We start from the raw sequence: 25,692 nt of genomic DNA, 5'->3' as shown, positions 1-25,692 counted from the left end.
AGTATCGGGGCGACCCTCCGCCTTGCGATCGCACGCACCGGACACCGCCGGGCCTGCCCTCCGGGCAGACGGCGCTACTTTCGACACACGCCCTAGCCCAGCTCGTGCATCCAGCCGTGGGTGTCCTCGGCCTTGCCGGTCTGGACGGCGAGGAGCGCGTCGCGCAGCTTCATGGTGACCTCGCCGGGCTCGCCGCCCGACTGCTGCCACTCGCCGCGCGCGGACTTGACCGTGCCGACCGGGGTGATGACGGCGGCGGTGCCGCAGGCGAAGACCTCGGTCAGGGTGCCGTTCTCGCTGTCGGCCTGCCACTGGTCGATGGAGACGCGGCCCTCCTCGGCCTCCAGGCCCAGGTCGGCGGCCAGCTTGAGCAGCGAGTCGCGGGTGATGCCGGCGAGCAGGGAGCCGGTGAGGGTGGGGGTGATCAGCTTGTCGCCGTACACGAAGTACAGGTTCATGCCGCCCAGTTCCTCGACCCACTTGTGCTCGACGGCGTCGAGGTAGGCGACCTGGTCGCAGCCCTTGGCCGCCGCCTCGGCCTGCGCGAGCAGGGAGGCCGCGTAGTTGCCGCCGGTCTTGGCGTCGCCGACGCCGCCGGGGACGGCGCGGACGCGGTCCTCGGAGAGCCAGATGGAGACGGGCTTCACGCCGCCGGGGAAGTACGGGCCGGCCGGGGAGGCGATGACGACGAAGAGGTACTCGTTCGCGGGGCGGACGCCCAGGCCGACCTCGGTCGCGATCATGAACGGGCGCAGGTAGAGCGAGGCCTCGCCGCCGTGCTCCGGGACCCACGCCTTGTCGTGCCGGACGAGGACGTCGCAGGCCTCGACGAAGGTCTCGACGGGCAGCTCGGGCATGGCCAGGCGGCGGGCGGAGGCCTGGAAGCGGCGGGCGTTGGCGTCGGGGCGGAAGCTGGCGACCGAGCCGTCGGGGCGGCGGTAGGCCTTCAGGCCCTCGAAGATCTCCTGCGCGTAGTGCAGGACGTTGGTGGCCGGGTCGAGCGCGAGCGGGCCGTACGGGACGAGCTGGGCGTCGTGCCAGCCGCGGCCCTCGGTCCACCGGATGGTGACCATGTGGTCGGTGAAGTGGCGGCCGAATCCCGGGTTGGCCAGGATCGCCTCGCGCTCCGCGTCGGACAGCGGGCTGGAGGAGGGCTTGAGCTCGATCGTGGGCGTCGTCATGAGTGCGTGTCCTTCACCGGTCGTGGGGAGGGGACCGCGCGCGTACGCCACTGTCGGAGACGGCTCGTCCCTGACGGAGTGGACGTCCGACGATGCCCGCATACGGCGGTCCCGCGTTCGATTATCGCGCGCGGGGGCCGGTGCGTGAAACAGGCGGGCGCGGTCCGAGGTTCTTTCGGGGTGCGCACCCCCGGCCGCGCATGGGGCAGCCGCCGGGCGCAGTGCGACCCGGCGGCTGATGCGGTGTGTCAGTCGGCGCGGGTCAGCTCGCTACTCGCGCGGCGAGCGCGTCGCCGATCTCGTCCGTGGTGCGGACGGCGTCGCCGCGCTCGGTGAGGTCGGCCGCGACGGCCTCCTCGACGCGGACGGCCTCGGTCTCGTACCCGAGGTGGCGCAGCAGGAGGGCGACGGAGAGGACGGTGGCCGTGGGGTCGGCCTTGCCCTGGCCCGCGATGTCCGGCGCGGAGCCGTGGACCGGCTCGAACATGGACGGGAACTCGCCGCTCGGGTTGATGTTGCCCGAGGCGGCGACGCCGATGCCGCCGGAGACGGCCGCGGCGAGGTCGGTGATGATGTCGCCGAAGAGGTTGTCGGTGACGATCACGTCGAAGCGGGCCGGGTCGGTGACGAGGAAGATCGTCGCGGCGTCGACGTGCAGGTAGTCGGTGGTGACCTCGGGGAACTCGGCGGCCACCCGGTGGAAGGTGTCCGTCCAGAGGTGGCCGGCGAAGGTCAGCACGTTGTTCTTGTGGACCAGCGTGAGCTTCTTGCGCGGGCGGGCCTGGGCGCGGGCGAAGGCGTCCCGGACCACGCGCTCGACGCCGAAGGCGGTGTTGACCGAGACCTCGGTGGCGACCTCGTGCGGGGTGCCCTTGCGGATGGTGCCGCCGTTGCCGGTGTACGGGCCCTCGGTGCCCTCGCGGACCACGACGAAGTCGATCTCGGGCTGCCCGGCGAGCGGGGTCGCGACGCCGGGGAGCAGCTTCGAGGGACGCAGGTTCACGTGGTGGTCGAAGGCGAAGCGGAGCTTCAGGAGGAAGCCGCGCTCCAGGACGCCGGAGGGCACCGACGGGTCGCCGATGGCGCCGAGCAGGATGGCGTCGTGCTTCTTGAGGGAGTCGAGGTCGGCGTCGGTGAGGGTCTCACCGGTGGCGTGGTAGCGCTTGGCGCCGAAGTCGTACTCCTCGGTCTCCAGCTTCACGTCCTGGGGAAGGACGGCCGAGAGGACCTTGAGGCCCTGGGCCACGACCTCCTGGCCGATGCCGTCGCCGGGGATGACTGCGAGATCGATGCTGTGAGACATGTCGGCACCCTACTGGTCGTCCCATCGTCTGACACGTCGCGTCCACCATGTGGACGAACGTCCGAGGGGGGACGGTCCGGATCAGTGGCCGGTGGAGCCGCCGTTGTCGCGGCGGTCGAGGGCGCGCTGGAGGGCGGCGGCGGCGTTCCGGCGGGCCTCGTCGGCGGGACGTGCGGCGGAGTGGCGGACGCGGCGGGCGGCCTGGGCGGCGGTGGGGGCCATGGGGATCGACTCCTTGAGATCAGTGGTGATCCGACGTGCGGGGGCCGGCGGCGCACACGGACCGGTGACGGTCGGCGGCGCGCGGGGACCAGTGGTGATCGAAGGTGCCGGAAGGGGCGGGGAGCGCCGCCGCAGGGGTTGCCTGCACGGGGCGTAGCGCTCGCTGCCGCCATTCGCCGATGGGGCGAGACGTTCGGCTCCTACAAAGCTAGGGCAGGATGCCGCGCCTGTCTCCACAATTACTCGGACTTCCTACTATCTGAGACGGCGGGGCACCCGGGGTCACCCCGCGACGGCCCGCGGCTCCCGGATCGGCCCGTACGGCGGGAGAAAGCCGGTCCGGGCGGCGAGGACCCGGGGAAGACGCCCGCCACCGCCCGGATCCACACTCCCACCTAGATTGCTTTCCTACCTAGGTAGTGATGGGATGCACTCATGGCCGCAGACCGCAGATCCAGCTGGCTCAAGGGAGTCCTCGACCTGCTCGTCCTCTCCTGCCTGACCGACGGCGAGAGTTACGGGTACGAGATCGCGAAGGCGCTCGCCGGGGCGGGCCTGGGCGAGATCAAGGGCGGGACGCTCTATCCCGTACTGAACCGCCTGGAGGAGGCCGGTCTGGTGGAGGCCGAGTTCCGCGCCGCCGAGCGCGGACCGGGCCGCCGCTACTACCGGCTCACCGGGCCGGGCCGGGAGTACCTGGCGGCCGAGGGCGCGGCCTGGGAGGGGTTCCACCGGGCCGTACGGACGCAACTGCACGCAGGGGGGACGGCACCATGACGACCGACGCCTACTTCGAGGAGCTGGCGGGCGCGCTGCGCGCGGCGGGCGTGCCCGAGGAGCAGATCGGGCGGACCGCCGCCGAGCTGCGCGGGCACCTCGCGGAGACGGGGACCGCGCCGGAGGAGGAGTTCGGGCCCGCCGCGCGGTTCGCGGCCCGGCTCGGCGGGCTCGCCCCGGCCCCCGGGGAACCGGACGGGGCGGCGGAGCACTGGACGTGGACCGCGGACGTCTTCAACGACCGGCGGATGCTGGCCGTCCACGGGGACCAGGGGTGGGAGGTGGAGTCCCTGGACGCGGTCGGCCGGTTCGTCTGCCGCCGGGTGCCGGGGGCCGCGCTCGCCTGGGAGTACCGGCGCGAGGTGATCACGGACCGCCGCCGCGCGCGGGTCCTGGAGGAACTGGAGCCGGAGGGCTGGGAGTTGTGCGGCGAGTGGCTGACGTACGGCTACTTCAAGCGGCCGAAGTCGGCGACCGCGGGTCCGGCGGGGGCCCCGGCCTCCGTGCCGGCGCCGCCCGCGAAGTGGCTGTTCCTGAGCCGGCGCGGGAAGGTGGCGCTCGCCGTCTGGGCGGCGCTGGCGGCGACCGCCTTCGTCGCCCTCGGCCCGCCGGGGTACGCGATGGTGCTCATGGGCGTCGGCTGGGCCGTCGCGACGGCGGTCATGGCGAGACGGGAGACGGCGCCGGACGGAGCGGGGACGCCCGGAAGGAGCTGAACACCCACACACCGGACATCCACACGTACCGGACGCCCACACGCACCGGGCACCCAGACGTACCGGCCGCCCACGCGTACCGGACGCCCACACGCACCCGGCACCCCCGCCCGCACTCGGCGCCCCCGCCCGTACCCGCGCCCGGCGGCCCCTCCCCCGCCTCACGTCACGTCGCCGTCCCGCCAGTCGAAGACGAGCGGGGCGGCGGGGTCCGGCAGGGCACGCCCGCCCGCCGCGCGCAGGAAGACGCCCCCCTCCTCCTCCGGGAGGTGCACGATCCCGCCGGGCGTGAACGCCTCGACGCGCCCCTCCCAGACACGCCAGCCGCGCGCCCGGTAGAGCGCGGCTCCCTCGTCCGAGGCGGAGAGGGCCCCGAAGGCGTACGTCCCGTCGATCACCCGCTCCAGCTCGGCCATGACCGCCCCGCCGAGCCCCCGGCGGCGCAGGCCGGCCCGGACGGCGACCCCCTCCACGTACCCGACGCGGTACGAGCGGCCCGCGTGGAGCAGCCGGCGCATGACGACGGCGCCGTGGGCGGCGATCCCCTCCTCGTCCTCGATCCAGGCGTGGACGCCGCCGAGGGTGTGGTCCCAGTCCTCGTCGCCGAAGTCGCTCTCGAAGGCGGTGTCGAGCATCTCGCGCACGGAGTGGAGCCGGGCGGCCCCGAGTTCATGGGTGGGTGCGGTCCTCACGGTCATGCGCCTCACCCTGCCACACCACACTAACTGCTGAAAGTGAATTGAAGGGTTAATCACGGCCCGCTGGAATCACCTCGCCGACACTTAACCGTTCAGATACTTTCAAGAAGTTAGAGGGTGACCGTACTGCCGACCAGTCACAGCACCACCACCGTCCGCGGGCGTGAGGTCGCCCACCCCGACGCCCGGCATCACGACGTCGCCCTGATGGACGACTTCCTCGCGCGGCGCGTCCCCGTCAGGCCGTAGCCCTCTCCAGGTCGCGGGCCATGCGCTCCACCCAGTCGGTGAAGCCCTCGCGATGGCGGCCGTCACCCTCGATCAGGGCCGCGACCTGCACGTCCGTGAGCCGGTCGGGCCCCGACCCGGTCAGCAACCGGTGCAGCTCCTTCATCAGGGACGTCATCCGCAGCGCGTCGAGGTGCTCGATCGCGTCGACCCCGTGCCCGGGGCCCAGTGTCGTCGAACCGGGCATGTCGTGCCTCCTCACCGATCCCCCTCCCAGCAGCGTAGGCCTCCCGCACGGAAACCGCCCCCGACCTCGGTTGGGGGACCGGGGTCGGGGGCGGTGTCGGGGGCCTGCCCGCGAGGGGCAGGGGTCCGCCCCGGCAGGGGCGGGGGGCCGCTCGCGCGGCGGACGGGCGTCAGCCCATGTGCGGGTAGCCGTACTCGGTCGGCGGGACCAGGGTCTCCTTGATGGCGCGGGTCAGCGTCCAGCGCATCAGGTTCTGCGGGGCGCCGGCCTTGTCGTCGGTGCCGGAGGCGCGGCCGCCGCCGAAGGGCTGCTGGCCGACGACGGCGCCGGTCGACTTGTCGTTGATGTAGAAGTTGCCCGCGGCGTAGCGGAGCTTCTCCATCGTGTACGCGGCGGCGGCGCGGTCGTTGGCGATGACCGAGCCGGTGAGGGCGTAGTCCGAGACCGACTCCATCTGGGTCAGCATCTCGTCGTACTTCTCGTCCTCGTAGACGTGGACCGCGAGGATCGGGCCGAAGTACTCGGTCGTGAAGACCTCGTTCTCCGGGTCGGTGCACTCGATGACGGTCGGGCGGACGAACCAGCCCACCGAGTCGTCGTAGGTGCCGCCGGCGACGATCGTGCAGCTCGGGTCGGACTTGGCGCGGTCGATCGCCGCCTTGTTCTTGGCGAACGAGCGGTCGTCGATGACGGCGCCGATGAAGTTCGACAGGTCGGTGACGTCACCCATGGTGATGCCATCGACCTCGGCCGCGAACTCCTCCTTGAAGCCGTCGTTCCAGATCGAGGCCGGGATGTACGCGCGCGAGGACGCGGAACACTTCTGGCCCTGGTACTCGAAGGAGCCGCGGGTCAGGGCGGTCTTCAGGACGGCGCGGTCGGCGCTGGGGTGGGCGACGACGAAGTCCTTGCCGCCGGTCTCGCCGACGATCCGCGGGTACGAGCGGTAGTTCTCGATGTTGTTGCCGACCGTCTTCCACAGGTGCTGGAAGGTCTTGGTCGAGCCGGTGAAGTGGATGCCGGCCAGGTCGCGGTGGTTCAGGGCCACCTCGGAGACGGCGATGCCGTCGCCGGTCACCAGGTTGATGACGCCCTTGGGCAGGCCGGCCTCCTCCAGGAGCTCCATGAGGAGCACGGCGGCGTGGGTCTGCGTCGGGGACGGCTTCCAGACCACCACGTTGCCCATGAGGGCGGGGGCGGTGGGCAGGTTGCCCGCGATGGCCGTGAAGTTGAACGGCGTGATCGCGTAGACGAAGCCTTCGAGCGGGCGGTGGTCGAGGCGGTTCCAGACGCCCGGCGAGTTGGCCGGGGGCTGCTCGGCCAGGATCTGGCGGGCGTACGCCACGTTGAAGCGCCAGAAGTCGACGAGCTCGCACGGGGTGTCGATCTCGGCCTGCTGGGCGGTCTTGGACTGGCCGAGCATGGTGGACGCGGCCAGCGTCTCGCGCCAGGGGCCGGCGAGCAGCTCGGCGGCGCGCAGGATGATCGCGGCGCGGTCGTCGAAGGACATCGCGCGCCAGGCCGGGGCGGCGGCCAGGGCGGCGTCGATCGCGTCCTGGGCGTCCTGCTGCGTGGCGCCCCGGAAGGTGCCGATGACGGCCTGGTGGTTGTGCGGCTGGACGACCTTGAACTCCTCGCCGCCGCCCAGGCGCTTCACGCCGCCGATGGTCATCGGCAGCTCGCGCGGGTTCTCGGCCAGCTCCTTGAGCTTGAGCTCCAGGCGGGCGCGCTCGGGGGAGCCGGGGGCGTAGCCGTGCACCGGCTCGTTGACGGGAGTGGGGACCTGGGTCACAGCGTCCATGAGTCTCGATACTCCTTCGGAGGGGTGGTGGGGCTCAGCCCTTGGTGAGGATGGAGCGGACGAAGAAGAGGAGGTTGGCCGGCTTCTCCGCCAGGCGGCGCATGAAGTAGCCGTACCAGTCGGTGCCGTACGCGGTGTAGACGCGCATCCGGTGGCCCTCGGCGGCGAGGCGGTTCTGCTCCTCGCTCCGGATGCCGTACAGCATCTGGAACTCGTACTCGTCCGGCTTGCGCCCGGCGCGGCGGGCCAGCTCCTGGCCGACGGAGATCAGGCGCGGGTCGTGGGACCCGATCATCGGGTAGCCCTTGCCCTCCATCAGGATCTTCATGATCCGGACGTACGCCTTGTCGATCTCCGGCTTGTCCTGGATCGCGACGGAGGCGGGCTCCTTGTAGGCGCCCTTGACGATCCGGACGCGGGAGCCGTTCGCGGCGAGGCGGCGGGCGTCGTCCTCGGTGCGGAAGAGGTACGCCTGGATGACGCAGCCGGTCTGCGGGAAGTCCTTCCGCAGCTCCTCGTGGATGGCGAACATCGAGTCGAGGGTGGTGTGGTCCTCGGCGTCCAGGGTGACGGTGGTGCCGATCCCGGCGGCGGCCTCAACGACCGGCCGGACGTTGGCCAGGGCCAGCTCGTGGCCGTCGTCGAGCGACTGGCCGAACATGGAGAGCTTGACGGACATCTCGGCGCGCTCGCCGAGGCCCAGCTCCTCGAGGCGGCCGATCAGCTCCAGGTAGGCGTCCCGGGCGGCGTACGACTGCTCGACGGTGGTGATGTCCTCGCCGACGACGTCGAGGGTGACCTCCAGGCCGCGCTCGCTCAGCTCCCGCACGATCGGGACGACGTCGTCCACGGTCTCGCCGGCGATGAAGCGTGCCACGACCTGCTTGGTCCCGGGCGCGGCCGACACGAAACGGCGCATCTTGTCGCTGCGCGACGCGGCGAGGATCACGGGACCCAGCACGGGGCACCTCCAGAGGGCAAGGGTAGAACGGGGCCGTACCCGGATGAAGGCCACGAGGCGAACGAACCGGAACAGCACGGATAACCACTGTGAAACCTACGAATCGGTCCGATCGTCCGCCATCTACAGCTGTCACGCATCCGTGGCCCGTCTCTCATACATCTGTCTGAGGGGGTGCGAGAATGGGGCGGTGAAGGGCGATTACCAAGACCTGGTGGACGAGATCTCCGCACTCCTCGGGGCCCCGGCGACGCTGGAGAACCGCGATTTCGGGCTGATCGCCTTCGGTGCCCACGACAGCGACGACGACACGGCGATGGACCCGGTCCGGACGCGGTCGATCCTGACCCGGCGGTCCACCCCGGCGGTCCGCGCCTGGTTCGAGGGCTTCGGCATCACCCGGGCGGAGGGTCCGGTCCGCATCCCCGCCTCCCCGGACGCGGGCGTCTTCCGGGACCGGATCTGCCTCCCCGTACGTCATCGGGGTGTCGTCCTCGGGTACGTGTGGCTGCTCGACGCAGAGCCGGGGCCCTCGCCCGAACGGCTGGCGGCCGCCATGGAGGTGGCCGCCCGGATCGGCGGGCTCCTCGCCGACGAGGAGCGGGCGGGCGCGGACCTCTCGCGCGAGTTCGCCGCGGCCCTGACCGCCGGGCGCGGCTGGCAGAGCGACATGGCCGTCGCGGCGCTGCGGGCGGCCCTGGGACCCGGCGCGGACGGGCTGCACACCGTCGTGTGCGTGACCCCGTGGCGGGGCGAGGCCCCCTCGGTACGGGCCGTCCCCGGCGCGGCGGCGGTCGCCGCGCTCCCGGACGCCGACTCCCTCGCCCTCCTCGTACGGCTGCGCACGGCCGAGGACCTCTCCCCCGCCCGCTCGGCCGCCGAGCGGCTGCGCGGGGACGCCCCGGCCGGGATCGGCGTCCCCCGGCGGGGCCTCGCGGAGCTCCCGGCGGCCTGGCGGGAGGCGAGCACGGCGGCCCGCGCCGCGACGGCGCAGCCGAGGCTGGGCCCGGTCGCGGAGTGGGCGGGCATCGGCCCGTACCGGCTCCTGGCGGCGCTCTACCACCCCGAGGTCGACCCGGTCGTCGCGCCGCTGCTCGCCCCCGCCCACGCCGAACTGGCCCGCACGGCCGAGGCGTACCTCGACCACGCGGGCCAGGCGGGGCGCACGGCGGCGGCCCTGGGCATCCACCGGCAGACCCTCTACTACCGGCTCTCCCGGGTGGAGCAGCTCACCGGCCTCGACCTGGACGACGGCGAGGACCGGCTGCTGCTCCACATGTCCCTGAAGTCGGCCCGGCTCTGAAGGGGGCCTTCAGGGCCGGGGGCGGCGGCGCAGTTCCGCGTCGGTGAGGGCCGGCGGGACGTAGCCGGCGTCGCGGGCCGACAGGTTCGTGCCCGGCGGCACGATCTTGTCGATGCGGTCCAGGACGTCCCGGCTCAGCCGGATCCGGTCCGCGCCGAGCTGGGCCCCCGCCGGGCGCTCACGGGCCTGCCGGCACGCGGCGGAGCGCACGCGCTCGGGGTCGACGTGGCCTCGTGTCGTCAGAAGCGCGGAACGGCGCACGACGCGCAACGTGGCCGGAGTGCCGCAAGACGGTAGATCGACGGCCCGCGTCACGGGACACGGCGGACCACATGCCAGAACGCACTGACGCTCCGTCAACACGACTCTCCGGTCGGCGCCTTGGGCCGCTCCTCCGCGGGGACGGCCCGAAAGGCACCGCGCCCGGCCGCCGGCCGCTCGTACGGGACAAGCGGCCGACGACCGGGCGCGGGGCACCGGGTCGTGCGTCAGATCAGGTTGACCGAGCGGGCCGAGGTGGCGCCGATCTCCGCCGCGATCTCCGAGAGCACCGCCGACGGGACGGTGTCGTCCACGGTGAGCACGACGAGCGCCTCGCCGCCCTCCTCCGCGCGGGAGACCTGCATGCCGGCGATGTTCAGACCGGCCTCACCGAGGATCCGGCCGACCGTGCCGACGACGCCGGGACGGTCCTCGTAGCGCAGGACGACCATGTGGTCGGCGAGCGCCAGGTCCACGTCGTACTCACCGACGGCGACGATCTTCTGGAGGTGCTTGGGGCCGGCCAGGGTGCCGGAGACCGAGACCTCCTCGCCGCTGCCGAGGGTGCCGCGCACGGTGACCACGTTGCGGTGGTCGGGCGACTCGGAGCTGGTGGTCAGGCGCACCTCGACGCCGCGCTCCTGCGCGAACAGCGGGGCGTTGACGTACGACACGGTCTCGTCGACCACGTCCTCGAACACGCCCTTGAGCGCGGAGAGTTCGAGCACCTTCACGTCGTGCTGGGTGATCTCGCCGTAGACCTCGACGTCGAGCCGGGCCGCGACCTCGCCCGCGAGGGCGGTGAAGATCCGGCCGAGCTTCTCGGCGAGCGGCAGACCGGGCTTGACGTCCTCGGCGATGACGCCGCCCTGGACGTTGACCGCGTCCGGGACCAGCTCGCCGGCGAGCGCCAGGCGCACCGAACGGGCGACGGCGATGCCGGCCTTCTCCTGGGCCTCGTCCGTGGAGGCGCCGAGGTGCGGGGTGCAGACGACCTGGTCGAGCTCGAAGAGCGGGGAGTCCGTGCAGGGCTCCTTCGCGTACACGTCGAGGCCCGCGCCGGCGACCCGGCCCTCCTTGAGCGCCGAGTACAGCGCCTCCTCGTCCACGATCCCGCCGCGCGCGGCGTTGACGATGCGGACGGAGGGCTTGACCTTGTGCAGCGCCTCGTCGCCGATGAGACCGAGGGTCTCGGGGGTCTTCGGCAGGTGGACGGTGATGAAGTCCGCGACCTCCAGGAGCTCGTCCAGGGTCAGCAGCTTCACCCCCATCTGGGCGGCGCGGGCCGGCTGCACGTAGGGGTCGTACGCGACGATCTTCATGCCGAAGGCGGACATGCGCTGGGCGACCAGGACGCCGATGCGGCCGAGGCCGACGACGCCGAGGGTCTTCTCGCTCAGCTCGACGCCGGTGTACTTGGAGCGCTTCCACTCGCCGTTCTTCAGCGCCGTGTTGGCCTGCGGGATGTTGCGGGCGGTGGCGACGAGCAGACCGCACGCGAGCTCGGCCGCGGTGACGATGTTGGACGTCGGGGCGTTGACGACCATCACGCCGGCCTTGGTGGCGGCGGAGACGTCGACGTTGTCCAGACCGACGCCGGCGCGGGCGACCACACGGAGCTTCCGGGCGGCGGCGATGGCCTCGGCGTCGACCTTGGTGGCGGACCGGACCAGGATCGCGTCCACGTCCGCGATGGCGGGGATCAGCTCGGCGCGGTCGGCGCCGTTGCAGTGCCGGATCTCGAAGTCCGGGCCCAGTGCGTCGACGGTGGCGGGCGACAGCTCTTCAGCGATGAGTACGACAGGTTTCGAGCTCACGTGAGTCCTCACAGGTCCAGTGCGGACGGCCGTCCCGACGGCCGCAGGCGGTGGAGGGGGCTTGCCGCGTGAAAGCGCACGACGCTGTGGGCCTGACGCGTATGTTGTTCAGAAGTGTAGTGGTGCACGGACGCCGCTCGTGCGCCTCGTCGGCAGGATCACCCGTCCGTGTTGGACGGCGTGTCCAATGATGCGGAACGGGGCCGGACAGTGCGTCCGGCCCCGCCCCGGAAGGCCTACGCCTCCTCGTCGTTCACCCAGCTCATGAGCTTGCGCAGCTCCTTGCCGGTGGTCTCCAGGAGGTGCTGCTCGTCCTGGGTCTTGTACTCGTTGTACTTCTTCAGGCCGCCGTGGTACTCGTCCATCCAGTTCTTGGCGAAGGTGCCGTCCTGGATGTCGGTGAGGACCTTCTTCATCTCGGCCTTGGTGGCGTCGGTGATGATCCGCGGGCCGGTGACGTAGTCGCCCCACTCGGCGGTCTCGGAGACCGACCAGCGCATCTTCTCCAGGCCGCCCTCGTACATGAGGTCGACGATGAGCTTCAGCTCGTGCAGGCACTCGAAGTACGCGATCTCCGGCTGGTAGCCGGCCTCGACCAGGGTCTCGAAACCGGCCTTGACCAGCGCCGAGGCACCGCCGCAGAGGACGGCCTGCTCGCCGAAGAGGTCGGTCTCGGTCTCCTCGGTGAAGGTGGTCTTGATCACGCCGGCGCGGGTGCCGCCGATGGCCTTGGCGTACGAGAGCGCCAGGGCGAAGGCGTTGCCGGTCGCGTCCTGCTCGACGGCGGCGATCGCGGGGACGCCGCGGCCCTCCTCGTACTGGCGGCGGACCAGGTGGCCCGGGCCCTTCGGGGCGACCAGGGCGACGTCGACGCCGGCCGGGGGCTTGATGAAGCCGAAGCGGACGTTGAATCCGTGCGCGAAGAAGAGAGCGTCGCCGTCGTTCAGGTTCGGGGCGATGGACTCCTCGTAGACCTGGGCCTGGATCGGGTCCGGGATGAGGATCATGATGACGTCGGCCTCGGCCGCGGCCTCGGCGGGCGTGACCACGCGCAGGCCCTGCTCCTCGGCCTTGGCCTTGGACTTGGAGCCCTCGTGCAGACCGACGCGGACGTCGACACCCGAGTCACGGAGCGACAGCGCGTGGGCGTGCCCCTGGCTGCCGTAACCGATCACCGCGACCTTGCGGCCCTGGATGATGGACAGGTCGGCGTCGGCGTCGTAGAACAGCTCGGCCACTGGGATTCTCCTTGGTGTGCTGGTGTTGCGTCCCACCGTACGGCGGGCGGGGGAAGGAAGGTCTTGCGGTCTCGTCAGACGGACCGGGCGGGACTCGGACGGGACGGTCGACGGCTCAGGCGGAGCGGTCGAGGGCCCGCAGGGACCGGTCCGTGATGGACCGGGCGCCACGCCCTATGGCGATCGTGCCGGACTGGACGAGCTCCTTGACGCCGAACTGCTCCAGCATCTTGAGCATGGCGTCCAGCTTGTCACTCGAACCGGTGGCCTCGATGGTGACGGCCTCGGGCGAGACGTCCACGGTCTTGGCGCGGAACAGCTGGACGATCTCGACGATCTGGGAGCGGGTCTCGTTGTCGGCGCGGACCTTCACCAGGACGAGCTCGCGCTGGATCGCGGCGCTGGGCTCGAGTTCGACGATCTTCAGGACGTTGACCAGCTTGTTGAGCTGCTTGGTCACCTGCTCCAGGGGCAGGTCCTCGACGTTGACCACGATGGTGATGCGGGAGATGTCGGGGTGCTCGGTGACGCCGACGGCGAGCGAGTCGATGTTGAAGCCGCGGCGGGAGAACAGGGCGGCGATCCGGGCGAGGATGCCGGGCGTGTTCTCGACCAGGACGGAGAGCGTGTGCTTGGTGGACATGTCTGGGTCTCTTCCTTAATCGCTCTTCGCGCTTCAGTCGTCTTCGCCGTCGCCGAAGTCGGGGCGGACGCCCCGGGCGGCCATGACCTCGTCGTTGGAGGTGCCGGCGGCGACCATCGGCCAGACCTGGGCGTCCTCGTGGACGATGAAGTCGACGACGACCGGGCGGTCGTTGATGGCGTTGGCCTCGGCGATGATCTTGTCCAGGTCGGCCGGGTCCTCGCAGCGCAGGGCGACGCAGCCCATGGCCTCGGAGAGCTTGACGAAGTCGGGGACGCGGGTGCCCTTGTTGGCCTTCAGCTCGTCCGGACCGGAGTGCAGGACGGTGTTGGAGTAGCGCTGGTTGTAGAAGAGGGTCTGCCACTGGCGGACCATCCCGAGGGCGCCGTTGTTGATGATGGCGACCTTGATCGGGATGTTGTTCAGGGCGCAGGTGGTGAGTTCCTGGTTGGTCATCTGGAAGCAGCCGTCGCCGTCGATCGCCCAGACGGGGCGGTCGGGCAGGCCGGCCTTGGCGCCCATCGCGGCGGGGACCGCGTAGCCCATGGTCCCGGCGCCGCCGGAGTTCAGCCAGGTGGCCGGCTGCTCGTAGTCGATGAAGTGGGCGGCCCACATCTGGTGCTGGCCGACGCCCGCCGCGAAGATCGTGCCCTCGGGGGCGAGCTGCCCGATGCGCTGGATGACCTGCTGCGGCGAGAGGCTGCCGTCCTCCGGCAGGTCGTAACCGAGCGGGTAGGTCTCGCGCCAGCGGTTCAGGTCGCTCCACCAGGCGGTGTAGTCGCCCTTGTTCCCCTCGCTGTGCTCGGCCTGGACGGCCTGGACCAGGTCGGCGATGACCTCGCGGGCGTCGCCGACGATCGGGACGTCGGCGGCGCGGTTCTTGCCGATCTCGGCCGGGTCGATGTCCGCGTGGACGACCTTGGCGTACGGGGCGAAGCTGTCGAGCTTGCCGGTGACGCGGTCGTCGAAGCGGGCGCCGAGGGCGACGATCAGGTCGGCCTTCTGCAGCGCGGTGACGGCGGTGACCGCACCGTGCATGCCCGGCATCCCCACGTGCAGCGGGTGGCTGTCGGGGAAGGCGCCCAGGGCCATCAGGGTGGTGGTGACGGGGGCGCCGGTGAGCTCGGCGAGGATCTTCAGCTCGGCGGTGGCGCCGGACTTGATGACGCCGCCGCCGACGTACAGGACGGGCCGCTTGGCGGCGCTGATCAGCTTGGCGGCCTCGCGGATCTGCTTGGCGTGCGGCTTGGTGACCGGGCGGTAGCCGGGCAGGTCGGTCTGCGGCGGCCAGCTGAAGGTGGTCTTGGCCTGGAGGGCGTCCTTGGCGATGTCGACCAGGACCGGGCCGGGGCGGCCGGTGGAGGCGATGTGGAAGGCCTCGGCGATCGTCCGCGGGATGTCCTCGGCCTTGGTGACCAGGAAGTTGTGCTTGGTGATCGGCATCGTGATGCCGCAGATGTCCGCCTCCTGGAAGGCGTCCGTGCCGATGGCCTTGGAGGCGACCTGGCCGGTGATCGCGACGAGCGGGACGGAGTCCATGTGCGCGTCGGCGATGGGGGTGACCAGGTTCGTCGCGCCCGGTCCCGAGGTCGCCATGCAGACGCCGACCCTGCCGGTCGCCTGGGCGTAGCCGGTGGCGGCGTGGCCCGCGCCCTGCTCGTGGCGGACCAGGATGTGGCGGACCTTCTGCGAGTCCATCATCGGGTCGTAGGCGGGGAGGATCGCGCCGCCGGGAATGCCGAAGACGGTGTCGGCGCCCACTTCCTCGAGAGAACGGATGAGGGACTGCGCGCCCGTGACGTGCTCGACGGGGGAGGTCGTCGCGCCGTTACGGGGCCGCGGCTGCGGATGGTGCCCGGTGGCCTGCTCGGTCATCAGCGTCTCTTCTCGAAGCAGAGGGTCTTTGCGAGGGTTTTTGCGAGGTGTTCTACGGGGGTTTGCGGCGATTTCAAGGGGAGCCGGTGCAACAAAAAACCCCTCGTGCCGTGAGGCAAGCGAGGGGAGCGCGTCGGGTGCGTTCTAAGCCGGGCCTACGGTGGCCCTGCTTCAGCCGACGCGCTGTCCAAGTACGAGAATTCGGGTGCGCATGGCACTGACCCTCCCCCTCAGCCCGCCGCACTGTCAAGTGGGTGGGACGGGCGTCTCACCATTCGAGAGGATCGGGGGTCGGTTTCCGACAGGTACGGGGACCGCTCCGGGCAGCGGGTACTCGTCCCTGACCAGGGCCCTGCGCAGCCGGTACTCGTCCAGCGGGCCCGAGAAGGCCATGCCCTGGGCGTGGGTGCAGCCCATGGCGCGCAGGGCGACGACCTGCTCCGGCACGTCCACGCCGTCGGCGACCGTCCGCATGCCGAGCTCGCCGGCGATGCGGAGCACGCCCCGGGTGATCTTGCGGAGCCGGGCGGACTCGACCACGCCCTCGACCAGGCCCCGGTCCAGCTTCAGTATGTCGACGGGGAGCCGCCGCAGGGCGTTGACCGCCACGTGTCCGCTGCCGAAGCCGTCGAGCGCGATCCGCACCCCGAGCCTGCGCAGGACGGCCAGGCGCCGCTCCAGCTCGTCCAGCGGGATGCGGGGGTCGCTGTCGGCCAGCTCCACGATCAGCGACCCGGACGGCAGGCCGTGCCGGGTGAGCAGGGACTCGACGGAGCCGAGCGGCAGCGAGCGGTCCAGGAGGCGCCGGGCGGAGAGCCGGATGGAGACGGGGGTGCGATGGCCGATTCCCGCCCGTTCGGCGGCCTGCTCCACCGCCTCCTCCAGGAGCCAGCGGCCGAGCTCGGCGGTGCGCTCGCCGTCGTCGGTGACGCGGAGGTACTCGGCGGGGGTGAAGAGGATGCCCTGGGCGGAGCGCCAGCGGGCCTGGGCGCTGACGGCGGCGATCCGGCCGGTGGCGAGGTCGACCACCGGCTGGTGGAGCAGGGCGAACTCGCCGTCGTGGAGGGCGGTGCGCAGCCGGGCGGCCAGCTCCGTCCGCCGGACGACCTCGGCCTGCATCTGGGGGGCGTAGAGCTCGACGCGGTCCTTGCCGGCGGCCTTGGCGCGGTACATGGCGAGGTCGGCGTTGCGCAGCAGGTCCCCGGCGTCGGTGCCGGGCTCGGCGAAGGCGACGCCGATGGAGGCGGCGACCCGCACCTCCTGGCCGCCGTCCAGGCGGTACGGCCGGGAGAGCGTGAGCCGGAGCCGGTCGGCGATCTCCTGGACCTGGTCGCGGCGGGCCGCGCGGTCGTGACCGCCGTCGCCGAGGATGAGGGCGGCGAACTCGTCGCCGCCGAGCCGGGCGGCCGTGTCCCCGGCCCGTACGGAGTCCTGGAGGCGGCGGGCGGCCTGGACGAGGAGGTCGTCGCCGGCCTGGTGGCCGAGGCGGTCGTTGACCCCCTTGAAGCCGTCCAGGTCGATGAAGAGCACGGCGGTGCCGGGGTCGGAGGCGCGGCGGCCGCCGAGGGCCTGCCGGACCCGCCGGGTGAAGAGGGCCCGGTTGGGCAGGTCGGTGAGCGGGTCGTGCTCGGCGTTGTGCTGGAGCTGGGCCTGGAGGCGGACGCGCTCGGTGACGTCCCGGCTGTTGAAGATCAGGCCGCCCTGGTGCCGGTTGACGGTCGACTCGACGTTCAGCCAGTTGCCGCGGCCCGAGCGGAAGCGGCACTCGATCCGGGTGGTGGGCTCCTCGGCGGGCGAGGCGGCCAGGAACCGCCGCACCTCGTGGACGACGGCGCCGAGGTCGTCGGGGTGGATGAGGGCGGCGAGTTCGGTGCCGATCAGCTCGTCGGCGTCCCGTCCGTACACCCCGGAGGCGGCCGGGCTGACGTAGTGGAGCCTGCCGTTGGGCGCGGCGATCATGATGACGTCGCTGGAGCCCTGCACGAGCGACCTGAAGTGGTTCTCCTTGTGGGCCAGTTCGTGGGTGAGGGCGATGTTGTCGAGGAGCATGATGCCCTGCCGTACGACGAGGGCGAGGACCACCGCGCAGCCGGTGAGGACGACGACGCGGTCGACCCGGCGCCCCTCGACCACGTTGTAGAGGATGCCGAGGGTGCAGACGGCGGCGGCGAGGTACGGGGTGAGGGCGGCGAGCGAGCCGGCGACCGGGCGGCTGTGGAGCCCGGGGTCGCGCGCGGCGGCCGCGCCGTCCGGGAGCCGGCGCACCCCCCAGGGCGCGTAGGCGAGCAGCAGGGAGCCGGCGAACCAGCCGGCGTCGAGGAGCTGCCCGGAGGCGTAGTTCTCGCGGAGCAGCGGCGAGGTGAACAGGGCGTCGCACAGGACGGTGAGGGCGAGGGCGGCGATCGCGGTGTTGGTCGCGGAGCGGTTGGCCTGCGAGCGCCGGAAGTGCAGGACGAGCACCATGCTGACGAGGGCGATGTCGAGCAGGGGGTACGCGAGGGAGAGCGCCGCCCGGGCGACGGACTCGCCCTCGACGTGGGCGGTGCGGGCGAGCGCCAGGCTCCAGGAGAGGGTGAGCAGCGAGCCGCCGATGAGCCAGGTGTCGAGCGCCAGGCAGACCCAGCCGGCCCGGTTGGCCGGTTTCTTGGCCAGGACGAGGAGGCCGACGATGGCGGGCGGCGCGAAGAGCAGGAAGAAGAGGTTGGCGACGGAGAAGTCCGGCACCTCGGTGCGCAGGACGACCTCGTACCAGCCCCACACGGCGTTCCCCGCGGCGGCCATGAACGAGGAGAGGGCGAAGAGCAGCCAGGCGGGGCGGGCGCTGCCGCGGTGGCCCCGTGCGTAGAGGTAGCAGGAGACGGCGGCGGTGAGGGCGGCGGCGCTCAGTCCGAAGTCGCCCATGAAGAGCGCCGCTTCCGGGGAGCCCCAGCCGAGGGAGGCGCCGGTCGTGTAGCCCGCGCAGAGCAGCGCCAGGGCGATCTGGGCGAGGATCGCCCCGGTGCCGGGGCGGCCGGGGGCCGGGGGCCCCGGGTCCCCCTCGCCCACGGGGCGGCGCGCGAGGACGGTGACGGGCGCGGTCACCGGGCCCTCCGGCGCCGGGCTCCCGCACGCGGCCGCGTCGTGCGGCCGGGCGGGCGGCTCGTCGGCACCCCCGGGGGCGTGCCCGTCGCAGTCGTGGGGGCCGGGGGCGGCGCCGCGGCCCGGGGGTGCGACGCTCCCGGCCACCGTGCGCCGGCCGGTGTCCGGCGGCCCCGAGGGTCCGGGCGGCCGGTGCGGCGCGGCCTGGTCCGGCACCGAGCACACGAGGCCGGCGGCGAGGCGCGGAAGGCCGGCGGACGGTGGTGCCGTCGCGTCGGATCGTCGGTCCTCAGGCCGTGCTCCACCCGTCGCCCCCCTCGGAATCTGATGTCCCGTCACTTCGCTCCCCGGCGTCAGCCCGTACTCGACGCAGTCCCCCGCTCCGGGACGATACACCAGGTTGGTCACTCAGGGACAGGGTCGCAGTACTCTCCGTGACGGACCCGGGGGTTGTGCCCGGATGCGCCCGGCGTGCGCCGGGCGGCCGCGGCGCACGGGCGCGGCTCAGCCGGTGGTGAGGAGGACGTTGACCAGGTCCTCCCCCGCCGCGAACCGTCGCAGCTGCCCCGCGACCAGCCGCTTCGCCCTCGGCATGAAGGCGGAGGTGGAGCCGCCCACGTGGGGGCTGATCAGGACACCGGGAGCGTGCCACAGGGGGTGCCCGGCCGGCAGCGGTTCCGGGTCCGTGACGTCGAGCGCCGCCGTGATCCTGCCGCTCTCGACCTCCTTGAGCAGCGCGTTCGTGTCCACGACGGGCCCCCGGGCGACGTTCACCAGGAGCGCCCCGTCCTTCATCCGCGCGAGGAACCCGGCGTCGGCGAGATGCCTGGTGGCGGGCGTGAGCGGGGTGGAGAGGACGACGACGTCCGCCTCCGGCAGGAGGGCCGGCAGGTCGGCCAGGGCGTGGACCGGACCGCGCCCTGTGGTGCGCGCGGAGCGTGCGACGCGCGCCACCCGCGCGCACTCGAAGGGCGCGAGCCGGTCCTCGACGGCGGCGCCGATCGAGCCGTACCCGACGATCAGGACGGACTTGTCGGCGAGCGCCGGGTAGAAGCCGGCCCGCCACTCCTCGGCGTCCTGGCCGCGCACGAAGCCGGGGATGCCGCGCAGCGAGGCCAGGATCAGGGCGAGCGTGAGCTCGGCGGTGCTGGCCTCGTGCACGCCCTTGGCGTTGCACAGGGCGACGCCCGGCGGCAGCGAGCCGATGCCGGGGGTGACGTGGTCGATGCCCGCGGAGAGGGTCTGCACGACCCGTACCGAGGTCATCCCGGCGAGCGGCCGGACGGCGATCTCCGACCCCTTCATGTACGGGACGACGTAGAAGGCGCAGTGCGCGGGGTCGGCAGGGAACTCCGGTCCGCCGTCCCAGAAACGGTAGTTCAGGCCCGACTCGCCCGGCTCGGGAAGATCCTCGATCTCGTCCGCGGGAATCGGAAGCCACACGTCGGCGGCGGTGTCTTCGCATCTCATGTCCGGGAGGCTATGCGAAGAATCCCGTGCCCCATTGGTTACTTTGGGGGGCGGCACAGGGAGGGGTACCGGCAGGTGGAGCGCAGGACTATCGGGGCGACGGCGCTCGACGTGGGTGCGATCGGCCTGGGGTGCATGCCGATGAGCTGGGCGTACAGCCGTTCGCAACAGCGCGGGGACCGTTCGCTGCGGACCGTGCACGCGGCCCTCGACGCCGGGGTGAGCCTGCTCGACACCGCCGACATGTACGGCCCGTTCACCAATGAGCTGCTGGTGGGGCGGGTGTTGAAGGAGCGCCGGGCCGAGGCGTTCGTCTCGACGAAGTGCGGACTGCTGGTCGGCGACCAGCACGTGGTCGCCAACGGGCGCCCGGGGTACGTGCGTCGGGCCTGCGACGCCTCGCTGCGGCGGCTCCAGACCGACGTCATCGACCTGTACCAGCTGCACCGGGCGGACCCCGAGGTGCCGGTCGAGGAGACCTGGGGCGCGATGGCGGAGCTGGTGTCGGCGGGCAAGGTGCGGGCGCTCGGGCTCTGCGCCGTCGGCGCCCGGTCGGGGCGCCGGGGCACGGGCCGCGACGGCTACGAGGGAACGATTCGGCAGCTGGAGCGGATCCAGCAGGTCTTCCCGGTGGCGGCGGTGGAGGCCGAGCTGTCGGTGTGGTCGCAGGAGGCGCTGGAGCGGTTGCTGCCCTGGTGCGCGGCCCGGGGGGTCGGGTTCCTGGCGGCGATGCCGCTGGGCAGCGGCTTCCTGACCGGGACGCTGACGCCGGGCGGCGGTTTCGAGCCGGACGACCCGCGAGCCCGGCACCCCCGGTTCACGGCGGAGATGATGGCCGCGAACCAGCCGCTCGTGGCGGGTCTGCGGCGGGTGGCCGCGCGGCACGGGGCGGACGTCACCCCGGCACAGGTGGCCCTGGCGTGGGTGCTCGGCCGGGGCCGGCACGTGGTGCCGGTGCCGGGGACGAAGCGGGAGCACTGGGCGGTGGAGAACGCGGCGGCGGCCTCGCTGCGGCTGTCCCCGGAGGACCTGACGGAGATCGCGGCGCTCCCGGCGCCCCGGGGGTCCTGGGACTGAGCCGGGCCTCTCGGCGCCGACGGCGGGAACCCCTCCGGTCCGGGAGGTGTTCTCAGGGGTAGGAACGCCGTTCGACCCGTCGAGTCCGCCGGACCCTCCGAAGGGGAGCGCGCCATGAAACGTCCTGTCGTCGTGAAGGCCCTGGGAGGGGCCGCCGCGCTGGTCCTGGCGGCCGGCTGCTCCTCGGGGGACGCCTCCTCGGGGAGTACGGAGGAACGCCCCCGTACACCTCCGTCGGCCTCGGCTTCGGCCTCGGCTTCGGGGACCGCCGTCGCTCCCCCGGCCGCCGGCCGGGTGACGGTGGCGGGGACGCTGACCGAGGGCCTGGCGTCGCCCTGGGGGCTCGCGGAGCTGCCCGGCGGCGATCTGCTCGTCTCCTCGCGGGACGAGCGGACGGTCACCCGGGTCGACGGGCGGACCGGCGCGAAGACGCCGCTGGGCGAGGTGCCGGGGGTCGTGCCGGCCGGCGAGGGCGGACTGCTCGGCCTCGCGGTCCGGGACGGCTGGGTGTACGCGTACCTGACGGCGTCCTCGGACAACCGGATCGTGCGCATGCGGTACGGGGGCGGGGCCGGCGACCGGCTCGGCCCGCCGGAGCCGGTCCTGACCGGCATCCCCAAGGGGTTCACGCACAACGGCGGCCGGATCGCGTTCGGCCCCGACGGGATGCTGTACGCGGGGACGGGCGAGACCGGCGACACCGGTCTGGCGCAGGACCGAGAGTCGCTGGGCGGGAAGGTCCTGCGGATGACGCCGGAGGGCCGTCCGGCGCCGGGCAACCCCTTCCCGGGCTCGGTGGTGTACTCGTACGGCCACCGGAACGTGCAGGGGCTCGCCTGGGACGCGGACGGGCGCCTGTGGGCGGCCGAGTTCGGGCAGAACACCTGGGACGAGCTGAACCTGGTCGAGGCCGGGCGGAACTACGGCTGGCCGGAGGCCGAGGGGAGGGCCGGGGAGAAGGGCTTCATGGACCCGGTGGCCCAGTGGCGGACCTCGGAGGCCTCCCCCAGCGGCATCGCGTACGCGCGGGGCGCGATCTGGATGGCCGGGCTCCGGGGCGAGCGGCTGTGGCGGGTCCCGCTCTCCGGCGCGGAACGCTCCGGGGAGCCCGAGGCGTTCCTGGAGGGCGAGTACGGGCGGCTGCGGACCGTGCTCGCGACGGGCGGCGACCGGCTCTGGCTGGTGACGAGCGAGACCGACACCCGGGGGACGCCCGGGTCCGGCGACGACAGGATCCTCCGCCTCCGGGTGGAGTGAGGAGGCGGGACCGTGTTCGATCCGATGGCGGAGCTCTTCGCACCGGGGCGCAGGCACACCGAGGAGGAGCGGCAGCGGCTTGCCCTGACCAGGGAGGACCAGGGGGACGCGGACCCGGGGCGCGGACCGATAGACCTGCGGTCGGGGCGGGTGACGATACGGGTGCCCCGCGCCGAGGGGGACTCCGGCAGGGGGCCCAACGGGTCGGACGCACCGGACGGGGCGCTCGGGTCAGGCGGGTCAGGCGGGTCAGGCGGGTTGTCCGGGGCGGACGGGCCGCCCGGGTCGGGCCGGTCGGACGGGCGACCCAGGTCGTCCGGGTCGGACAGGCCGGACGGGTCGTCCGGGGGAGGCGGGGCACCCGGGGCAGGCGGGGCATACGGGTCAGGTGGGCCGCCCCGGGGAGGCGGGGCACCCGGGGCAGGCGGGCCGTCCGGGTCAGGTGGGTCGGCGGGGCGTGTCGACGAGGTGCAGCCGGTGGGCGAGGGCGGCGGCCTCGCCGCGCCCGGTGACCCCGAGCTTGGCGAGGATGTGGGAGACGTGGACGCTGGCCGTCTTGGGTGAGATGAACAGCTCCTCGGCGATCCGCCGGTTGGTGTGGCCGGCCGCGACCAGGCGCAGCACGTCCTGCTCGCGGGGGGTCAGGCCGAAGGCGTCGTCCCCGGGCCCGGCCGGTGCCGGGGGCGCCTCCTCGGGGGCGAGGGAGAGCCGGGCGCGGGCGGCGAGGAGGTCCACGTCCTCGCGGAGCGGGCGGGCGCCGAGCAGGTCGGCGGTGGCGCGGGCCTCGCGCAGCAGGGCGGCGGCCTCCTCGCGCCGCCCGCCCTCGGTGAGCAGGGCGTCGGCGAGGCGGTAGCGGGCGCGGGCGAGCTGGACGGGGCGGTCCAGCGGCTCGTAACCGGTGACGACCTCGGCCCAGCGGGCGGCGGTCTCGCGTCCCTCGGCGCGGGCCAGCTCCTCGGAGGCGTGCCGGGAGTGCGCGGCCCAGACGGGGACCGGGGCGGCCAGGGAACGCAGGCAGCGGCGGACCAGGGCGAGGGCTTCGGCGCGTCCCTCGTCGGCGGCGGGCAGACCCCGGCTGTCGGCCTCGGCGGTGACGGCGGTGAGGACGAGCGGCCAGCCGTAGCGGTGGGTGCCGGGCGGGAAGCCGCCCCGCTCGGCGGCGGCGAGTTCGGCCCGGACGTCGGCGATGCGGCCTTCGGCGGCGGCCACGGCGACCGCGACCTGGGCCATGGGCAGGGTGTACTGCGGGATCGGGTCGCGGGTCCCGTAGACGGCACGGGCGTCGGCGAGGTGGCGGGCGGCGGCGTCCGGTTCGCCCCGGGCGGAGGCGAGCTGGGCGAGGCGGAGGGAGGCGGAGCCACGGGGCTTGGTGCTGGTGGCCGAGCGCAGCAGCCGCTCGGCGGCCTCCCGTACCTCCTCCCAACGGCCCAGGGAGAACAGGGACTCGGCGCGGTTGGCCTCGGCCCAGCCGACGCTGTCGACGAGCCCGTACTCGCGGGCGAGGCGGATGCCGGCCTCGGCGACCTCGACGGCCTCGTGGGAGCGGCCGAGGAACTCCAGGGCGGAGGAGATGTTGATGTGGGCGCGCGCGGTCTCGGTGAACTGGCCGAGGGCGCGGGTCCGTTCGCGTACCGCGTGCATCTCGGCGAGGCCGGCGTCGACGTCGCCGGCCGCGACCATGATGGTGCCGAGGGTGAGGCGGGCGTTGAGCTCGATCGACTCGGCCTTGACGAGGCGGGCGTACTCGACGGCGCGTTCGGCGGCGGTGAGGGCGTCGGGGCCCGGGTCGCGGAGCATGCCCCAGCCGGCGGCGCCGACGAGGACGACGGCGTGCACGGCGGAGGGCGGCAGGCCCTTGACGAGCTCCTGGGCGCGGGCGATCTCCTCGCGTCCGTCGCCCCGGCCGAGGTTGGACTGGAGGCGGGCCTTCTCGGTCCAGAACCAGGCGGCGCGCAGGGGGTCGTGCTCCTCCTCGCCCCCGAGGATCCGCAGCGCCGTCTTCCCGATCTTGAGGGCGCGCTCGCGCTCGCCGCTGAGCCGGGCGGCGACGGCGGCCTCGGCGAGCAGGTCGAGGTGGCGCAGGGGGGTGGTGTCGGGGTCGCAGCCGCAGGGGGGATAGGACTCGGCGTAGTCGATGGGGCGCAGCGAGGCCCGGACCTCGGCGGGGGCCTCGTCCCAGAGTTCCATGGCCCGTTCGAGGAGGCGGAGCTGCTCGGCGTAGGCGTGGCGCTCGCGGGTGGCGACGGAGGCGCGCAGGACGGCGGGCAGGGCCTTGGCCGGGTCGTGGGCGTGGTACCAGTACGTGGCGAGCCGGGTGGCGCGCTCGTCGGCCCGTACGAGGGCCGGGTCGGCCTCCAGGGCCTCGGCGTAGCGGCGGTTGAGGCGGGAGCGCTCGCCGGGCAGCAGGTCGTCGCTGACGGCCTCGCGGACCAGGGAGTGGCGGAAGCGGTAGCCGTCGCCGTCGGGGACGGCGAGCAGGATGTTGGCGCCGACGGCGGCCCGCAGCGCCTCGATGAGGTCGTCCTCGGCGAGCCGGGCGACGGCGGCGAGGAGTCCGTACTCGACGGTGGAGCCTCCCTCGGCGGCGGTCCTGACGACCCGTTGGGCGTCCTCGGGAAGGGCCTCGACCCGGACGAGGAGGAGGTCGCGCAGGGAGTCACTGAGCTGTCCGGGGGCACAGCCGGCCTCGTGGGAGACGACGAGCTCCTCGACGAAGAAGGCGTTGCCGTCGGAGCGTTCGAAGACCTCCTCGACGAGGCCGGGGTCGGGTTCGGCGGCGAGGATGCCGGTGAGCTGGCGGTGCACCTCGGCGCGGGTGAAGCGGGGCAGTTCGATGCGGCGGAGGGTGCGGAGCCGGTCGAGTTCGGCGAGGAGGGGGCGCAGCGGGTGGCGGCGGTGGATGTCGTCGGCGCGGTAGCTGGCGACGACCACGATCCGGCCGCGCCGGAGGGTGCGCAGGAGGTAGGTGAACAGGTGGCGGGTGGAGGTGTCGGCCCAGTGCAGGTCCTCCAGGACGAGCACGACCGTGCGGTCGGCGGCGAGCCGTTCCAGGAGCCGTACGGTCAGCTCGAAGAGGCGGGCGGTGGAGTCCTCGTCGGCGGGGTCGTGGCCGCCCGGGTCGCCCAGTTCGGGGAGCAGCCGGGCGAGTTCGCCGTGCTGGCCTTCGGCGGCGGCGGTCAGCTCGTCGGGGAGCCGGCGGCGGAGGGCGCGCAGGGCGGCGGAGAAGGGGGCGAAGGGGAGTCCGTCGGCGCCGAGTTCGACGCAGCCGCCGACGGCGACGACGGCGCCCCGGTCGCGGGCCGTGCCCGTGAACTCCTCGATGAGCCGGGTCTTCCCGACGCCCGCCTCACCGCCGATGAGCAGGGCCTGGGGCTCCCCCGCGGCCGCGCGGGAGAGCGCCTCGGCGAGAGCGGCGAGCTCACCGACCCGACCGACGAAGACGGGACTGACAGACCGGTTCTCCACGGGGCCGAGCATGGCACAGGGGCTTGCGGGGGGATGGGGCTGTCTCTTATACACATCTCCGAGCCCACGAGACT

At 73.1% G+C, this 25,692-nt stretch carries 20 protein-coding genes and 2 pseudogenes; 7 read left to right on the top strand and 15 right to left on the bottom strand.

Going from position 1 to position 25,692, the window contains the following annotated elements; translation table 11 throughout:
• Positions 1–92: 92 nt before the first annotated feature.
• The 3 genes from OO47_RS30945 to OO47_RS37480 form a co-directional block, all read right to left on the bottom strand.
• Positions 93–1,181 carry a branched-chain amino acid aminotransferase gene (locus OO47_RS30945; protein WP_030222570.1) on the bottom strand — a complete coding sequence of 363 codons (1,089 nt, stop codon included), beginning with the start codon at positions 1,179–1,181 and terminating at the stop codon, positions 93–95.
• Positions 1,182–1,443: 262 nt separating this feature from the next.
• On the bottom strand, positions 1,444–2,484 hold the full coding sequence (locus tag OO47_RS30940; RefSeq protein WP_030222567.1) for a 3-isopropylmalate dehydrogenase: 1,041 nt from the start codon (positions 2,482–2,484) through the stop codon (positions 1,444–1,446).
• An 81-nt stretch (positions 2,485–2,565) separates the two neighbouring features.
• Entirely contained in the window at positions 2,566–2,706 is a 141-nt protein-coding gene (locus OO47_RS37480; RefSeq protein ID WP_167345370.1) for a hypothetical protein, read from the bottom strand.
• A gap of 435 nt (positions 2,707–3,141) precedes the next feature.
• Between OO47_RS37480 and OO47_RS30935 the strand changes: the two genes are divergently transcribed.
• Both OO47_RS30935 and OO47_RS30930 read left to right on the top strand, forming a co-directional pair.
• The gene (locus tag OO47_RS30935) at positions 3,142–3,483 is read left to right on the top strand and encodes a PadR family transcriptional regulator (protein WP_030222565.1); all 342 of its coding nucleotides are present in this window, start codon (positions 3,142–3,144) and stop codon (positions 3,481–3,483) included.
• Positions 3,480–4,199 carry a hypothetical protein gene (locus OO47_RS30930; RefSeq protein ID WP_051716389.1) on the top strand — a complete coding sequence of 240 codons (720 nt, stop codon included), beginning with the start codon at positions 3,480–3,482 and terminating at the stop codon, positions 4,197–4,199. Before OO47_RS30935 ends, OO47_RS30930 begins: the two co-directional genes overlap by 4 nt.
• A gap of 161 nt (positions 4,200–4,360) precedes the next feature.
• Here the strand turns inward: OO47_RS30930 and OO47_RS30925 are convergent, their stop codons facing one another.
• Positions 4,361–4,897 (bottom strand): GNAT family N-acetyltransferase, encoded by a 537-nt coding sequence (locus tag OO47_RS30925; protein ID WP_030222559.1) that lies wholly within the window; start codon positions 4,895–4,897, stop codon positions 4,361–4,363.
• A gap of 117 nt (positions 4,898–5,014) precedes the next feature.
• On the opposite strand from OO47_RS30925, the gene OO47_RS38540 reads away from it, so the two are divergent.
• The gene (locus tag OO47_RS38540) at positions 5,015–5,146 is read left to right on the top strand and encodes a hypothetical protein (protein WP_267883729.1); all 132 of its coding nucleotides are present in this window, start codon (positions 5,015–5,017) and stop codon (positions 5,144–5,146) included.
• On the opposite strand, the gene OO47_RS30920 is transcribed toward OO47_RS38540, so the two are convergent.
• The 3 genes from OO47_RS30920 to OO47_RS30910 form a co-directional block, all read right to left on the bottom strand.
• On the bottom strand, positions 5,136–5,372 hold the full coding sequence (locus OO47_RS30920) for a hypothetical protein (protein WP_030222556.1): 237 nt from the start codon (positions 5,370–5,372) through the stop codon (positions 5,136–5,138). The two genes, OO47_RS38540 and OO47_RS30920, sit on opposite strands and share 11 nt — an antisense overlap.
• 169 nt (positions 5,373–5,541) lie before the next feature.
• A complete protein-coding gene (gene pruA / locus OO47_RS30915) occupies positions 5,542–7,173 on the bottom strand; it encodes an L-glutamate gamma-semialdehyde dehydrogenase (protein ID WP_030222553.1) in 1,632 nt (543 codons plus the stop codon).
• Positions 7,174–7,207: 34 nt separating this feature from the next.
• Complete coding sequence (locus OO47_RS30910) at positions 7,208–8,134, bottom strand: proline dehydrogenase family protein (protein WP_030222550.1); 927 nt, start codon at positions 8,132–8,134, stop codon at positions 7,208–7,210.
• A 190-nt stretch (positions 8,135–8,324) separates the two neighbouring features.
• On the opposite strand from OO47_RS30910, the gene OO47_RS30905 reads away from it, so the two are divergent.
• Positions 8,325–9,437, top strand: coding sequence for a PucR family transcriptional regulator (locus tag OO47_RS30905; protein ID WP_030222547.1), 1,113 nt, complete (start codon positions 8,325–8,327; stop codon positions 9,435–9,437).
• A 9-nt stretch (positions 9,438–9,446) separates the two neighbouring features.
• Here OO47_RS30905 and OO47_RS35740 read toward each other — a convergent pair.
• From OO47_RS35740 to OO47_RS30870, 7 genes and pseudogenes are all read right to left on the bottom strand, one after another.
• Positions 9,447–9,602, bottom strand: a pseudogene (locus tag OO47_RS35740) (aldo/keto reductase); the annotation flags it as partial.
• Positions 9,603–9,925: 323 nt separating this feature from the next.
• On the bottom strand, positions 9,926–11,515 hold the full coding sequence (gene serA / locus OO47_RS30895) for a phosphoglycerate dehydrogenase (protein ID WP_030222544.1): 1,590 nt from the start codon (positions 11,513–11,515) through the stop codon (positions 9,926–9,928).
• A 236-nt stretch (positions 11,516–11,751) separates the two neighbouring features.
• A complete protein-coding gene (gene ilvC / locus OO47_RS30890; RefSeq protein ID WP_030222543.1) occupies positions 11,752–12,753 on the bottom strand; it encodes a ketol-acid reductoisomerase in 1,002 nt (333 codons plus the stop codon).
• Between the two features lie 115 nt (positions 12,754–12,868).
• Positions 12,869–13,396, bottom strand: coding sequence for an acetolactate synthase small subunit (gene ilvN, locus OO47_RS30885; RefSeq protein WP_030222540.1), 528 nt, complete (start codon positions 13,394–13,396; stop codon positions 12,869–12,871).
• Positions 13,397–13,429: 33 nt separating this feature from the next.
• A complete protein-coding gene (locus OO47_RS30880; RefSeq protein WP_030222538.1) occupies positions 13,430–15,271 on the bottom strand; it encodes an acetolactate synthase large subunit in 1,842 nt (613 codons plus the stop codon).
• A gap of 246 nt (positions 15,272–15,517) precedes the next feature.
• A complete protein-coding gene (locus OO47_RS30875) occupies positions 15,518–18,352 on the bottom strand; it encodes a putative bifunctional diguanylate cyclase/phosphodiesterase (protein ID WP_030222536.1) in 2,835 nt (944 codons plus the stop codon).
• A gap of 501 nt (positions 18,353–18,853) precedes the next feature.
• Positions 18,854–19,819: a 2-hydroxyacid dehydrogenase gene (locus tag OO47_RS30870; RefSeq protein ID WP_030222533.1), complete on the bottom strand. Its 966-nt coding sequence runs from the start codon at positions 19,817–19,819 to the stop codon at positions 18,854–18,856.
• Between the two features lie 75 nt (positions 19,820–19,894).
• On the opposite strand from OO47_RS30870, the gene OO47_RS30865 reads away from it, so the two are divergent.
• The 3 genes and pseudogenes from OO47_RS30865 to OO47_RS38535 all read left to right on the top strand — a co-directional run.
• Complete coding sequence (locus OO47_RS30865; RefSeq protein WP_030222530.1) at positions 19,895–20,896, top strand: aldo/keto reductase; 1,002 nt, start codon at positions 19,895–19,897, stop codon at positions 20,894–20,896.
• A gap of 114 nt (positions 20,897–21,010) precedes the next feature.
• Positions 21,011–22,153, top strand: a complete 1,143-nt coding sequence (locus OO47_RS30860) for a PQQ-dependent sugar dehydrogenase (RefSeq protein WP_030222527.1) — start codon at positions 21,011–21,013, stop codon at positions 22,151–22,153.
• 24 nt (positions 22,154–22,177) lie between these two features.
• A pseudogene (locus OO47_RS38535) lies at positions 22,178–22,300 on the top strand (DUF6191 domain-containing protein); the annotation flags it as partial.
• Between the two features lie 291 nt (positions 22,301–22,591).
• Here OO47_RS38535 and OO47_RS30855 read toward each other — a convergent pair.
• On the bottom strand, positions 22,592–25,630 hold the full coding sequence (locus OO47_RS30855; protein ID WP_033210933.1) for a helix-turn-helix transcriptional regulator: 3,039 nt from the start codon (positions 25,628–25,630) through the stop codon (positions 22,592–22,594).
• Positions 25,631–25,692: the final 62 nt, after the last annotated feature.

The organism is Streptomyces bikiniensis (genome assembly GCF_000716625.1).
Classification (GTDB): domain Bacteria; phylum Actinomycetota; class Actinomycetes; order Streptomycetales; family Streptomycetaceae; genus Streptomyces; species Streptomyces bikiniensis.
The sequence above is the reverse complement of the archived record's forward strand: the minus strand, read 5'-3'. Positions and strand labels throughout refer to the sequence as shown.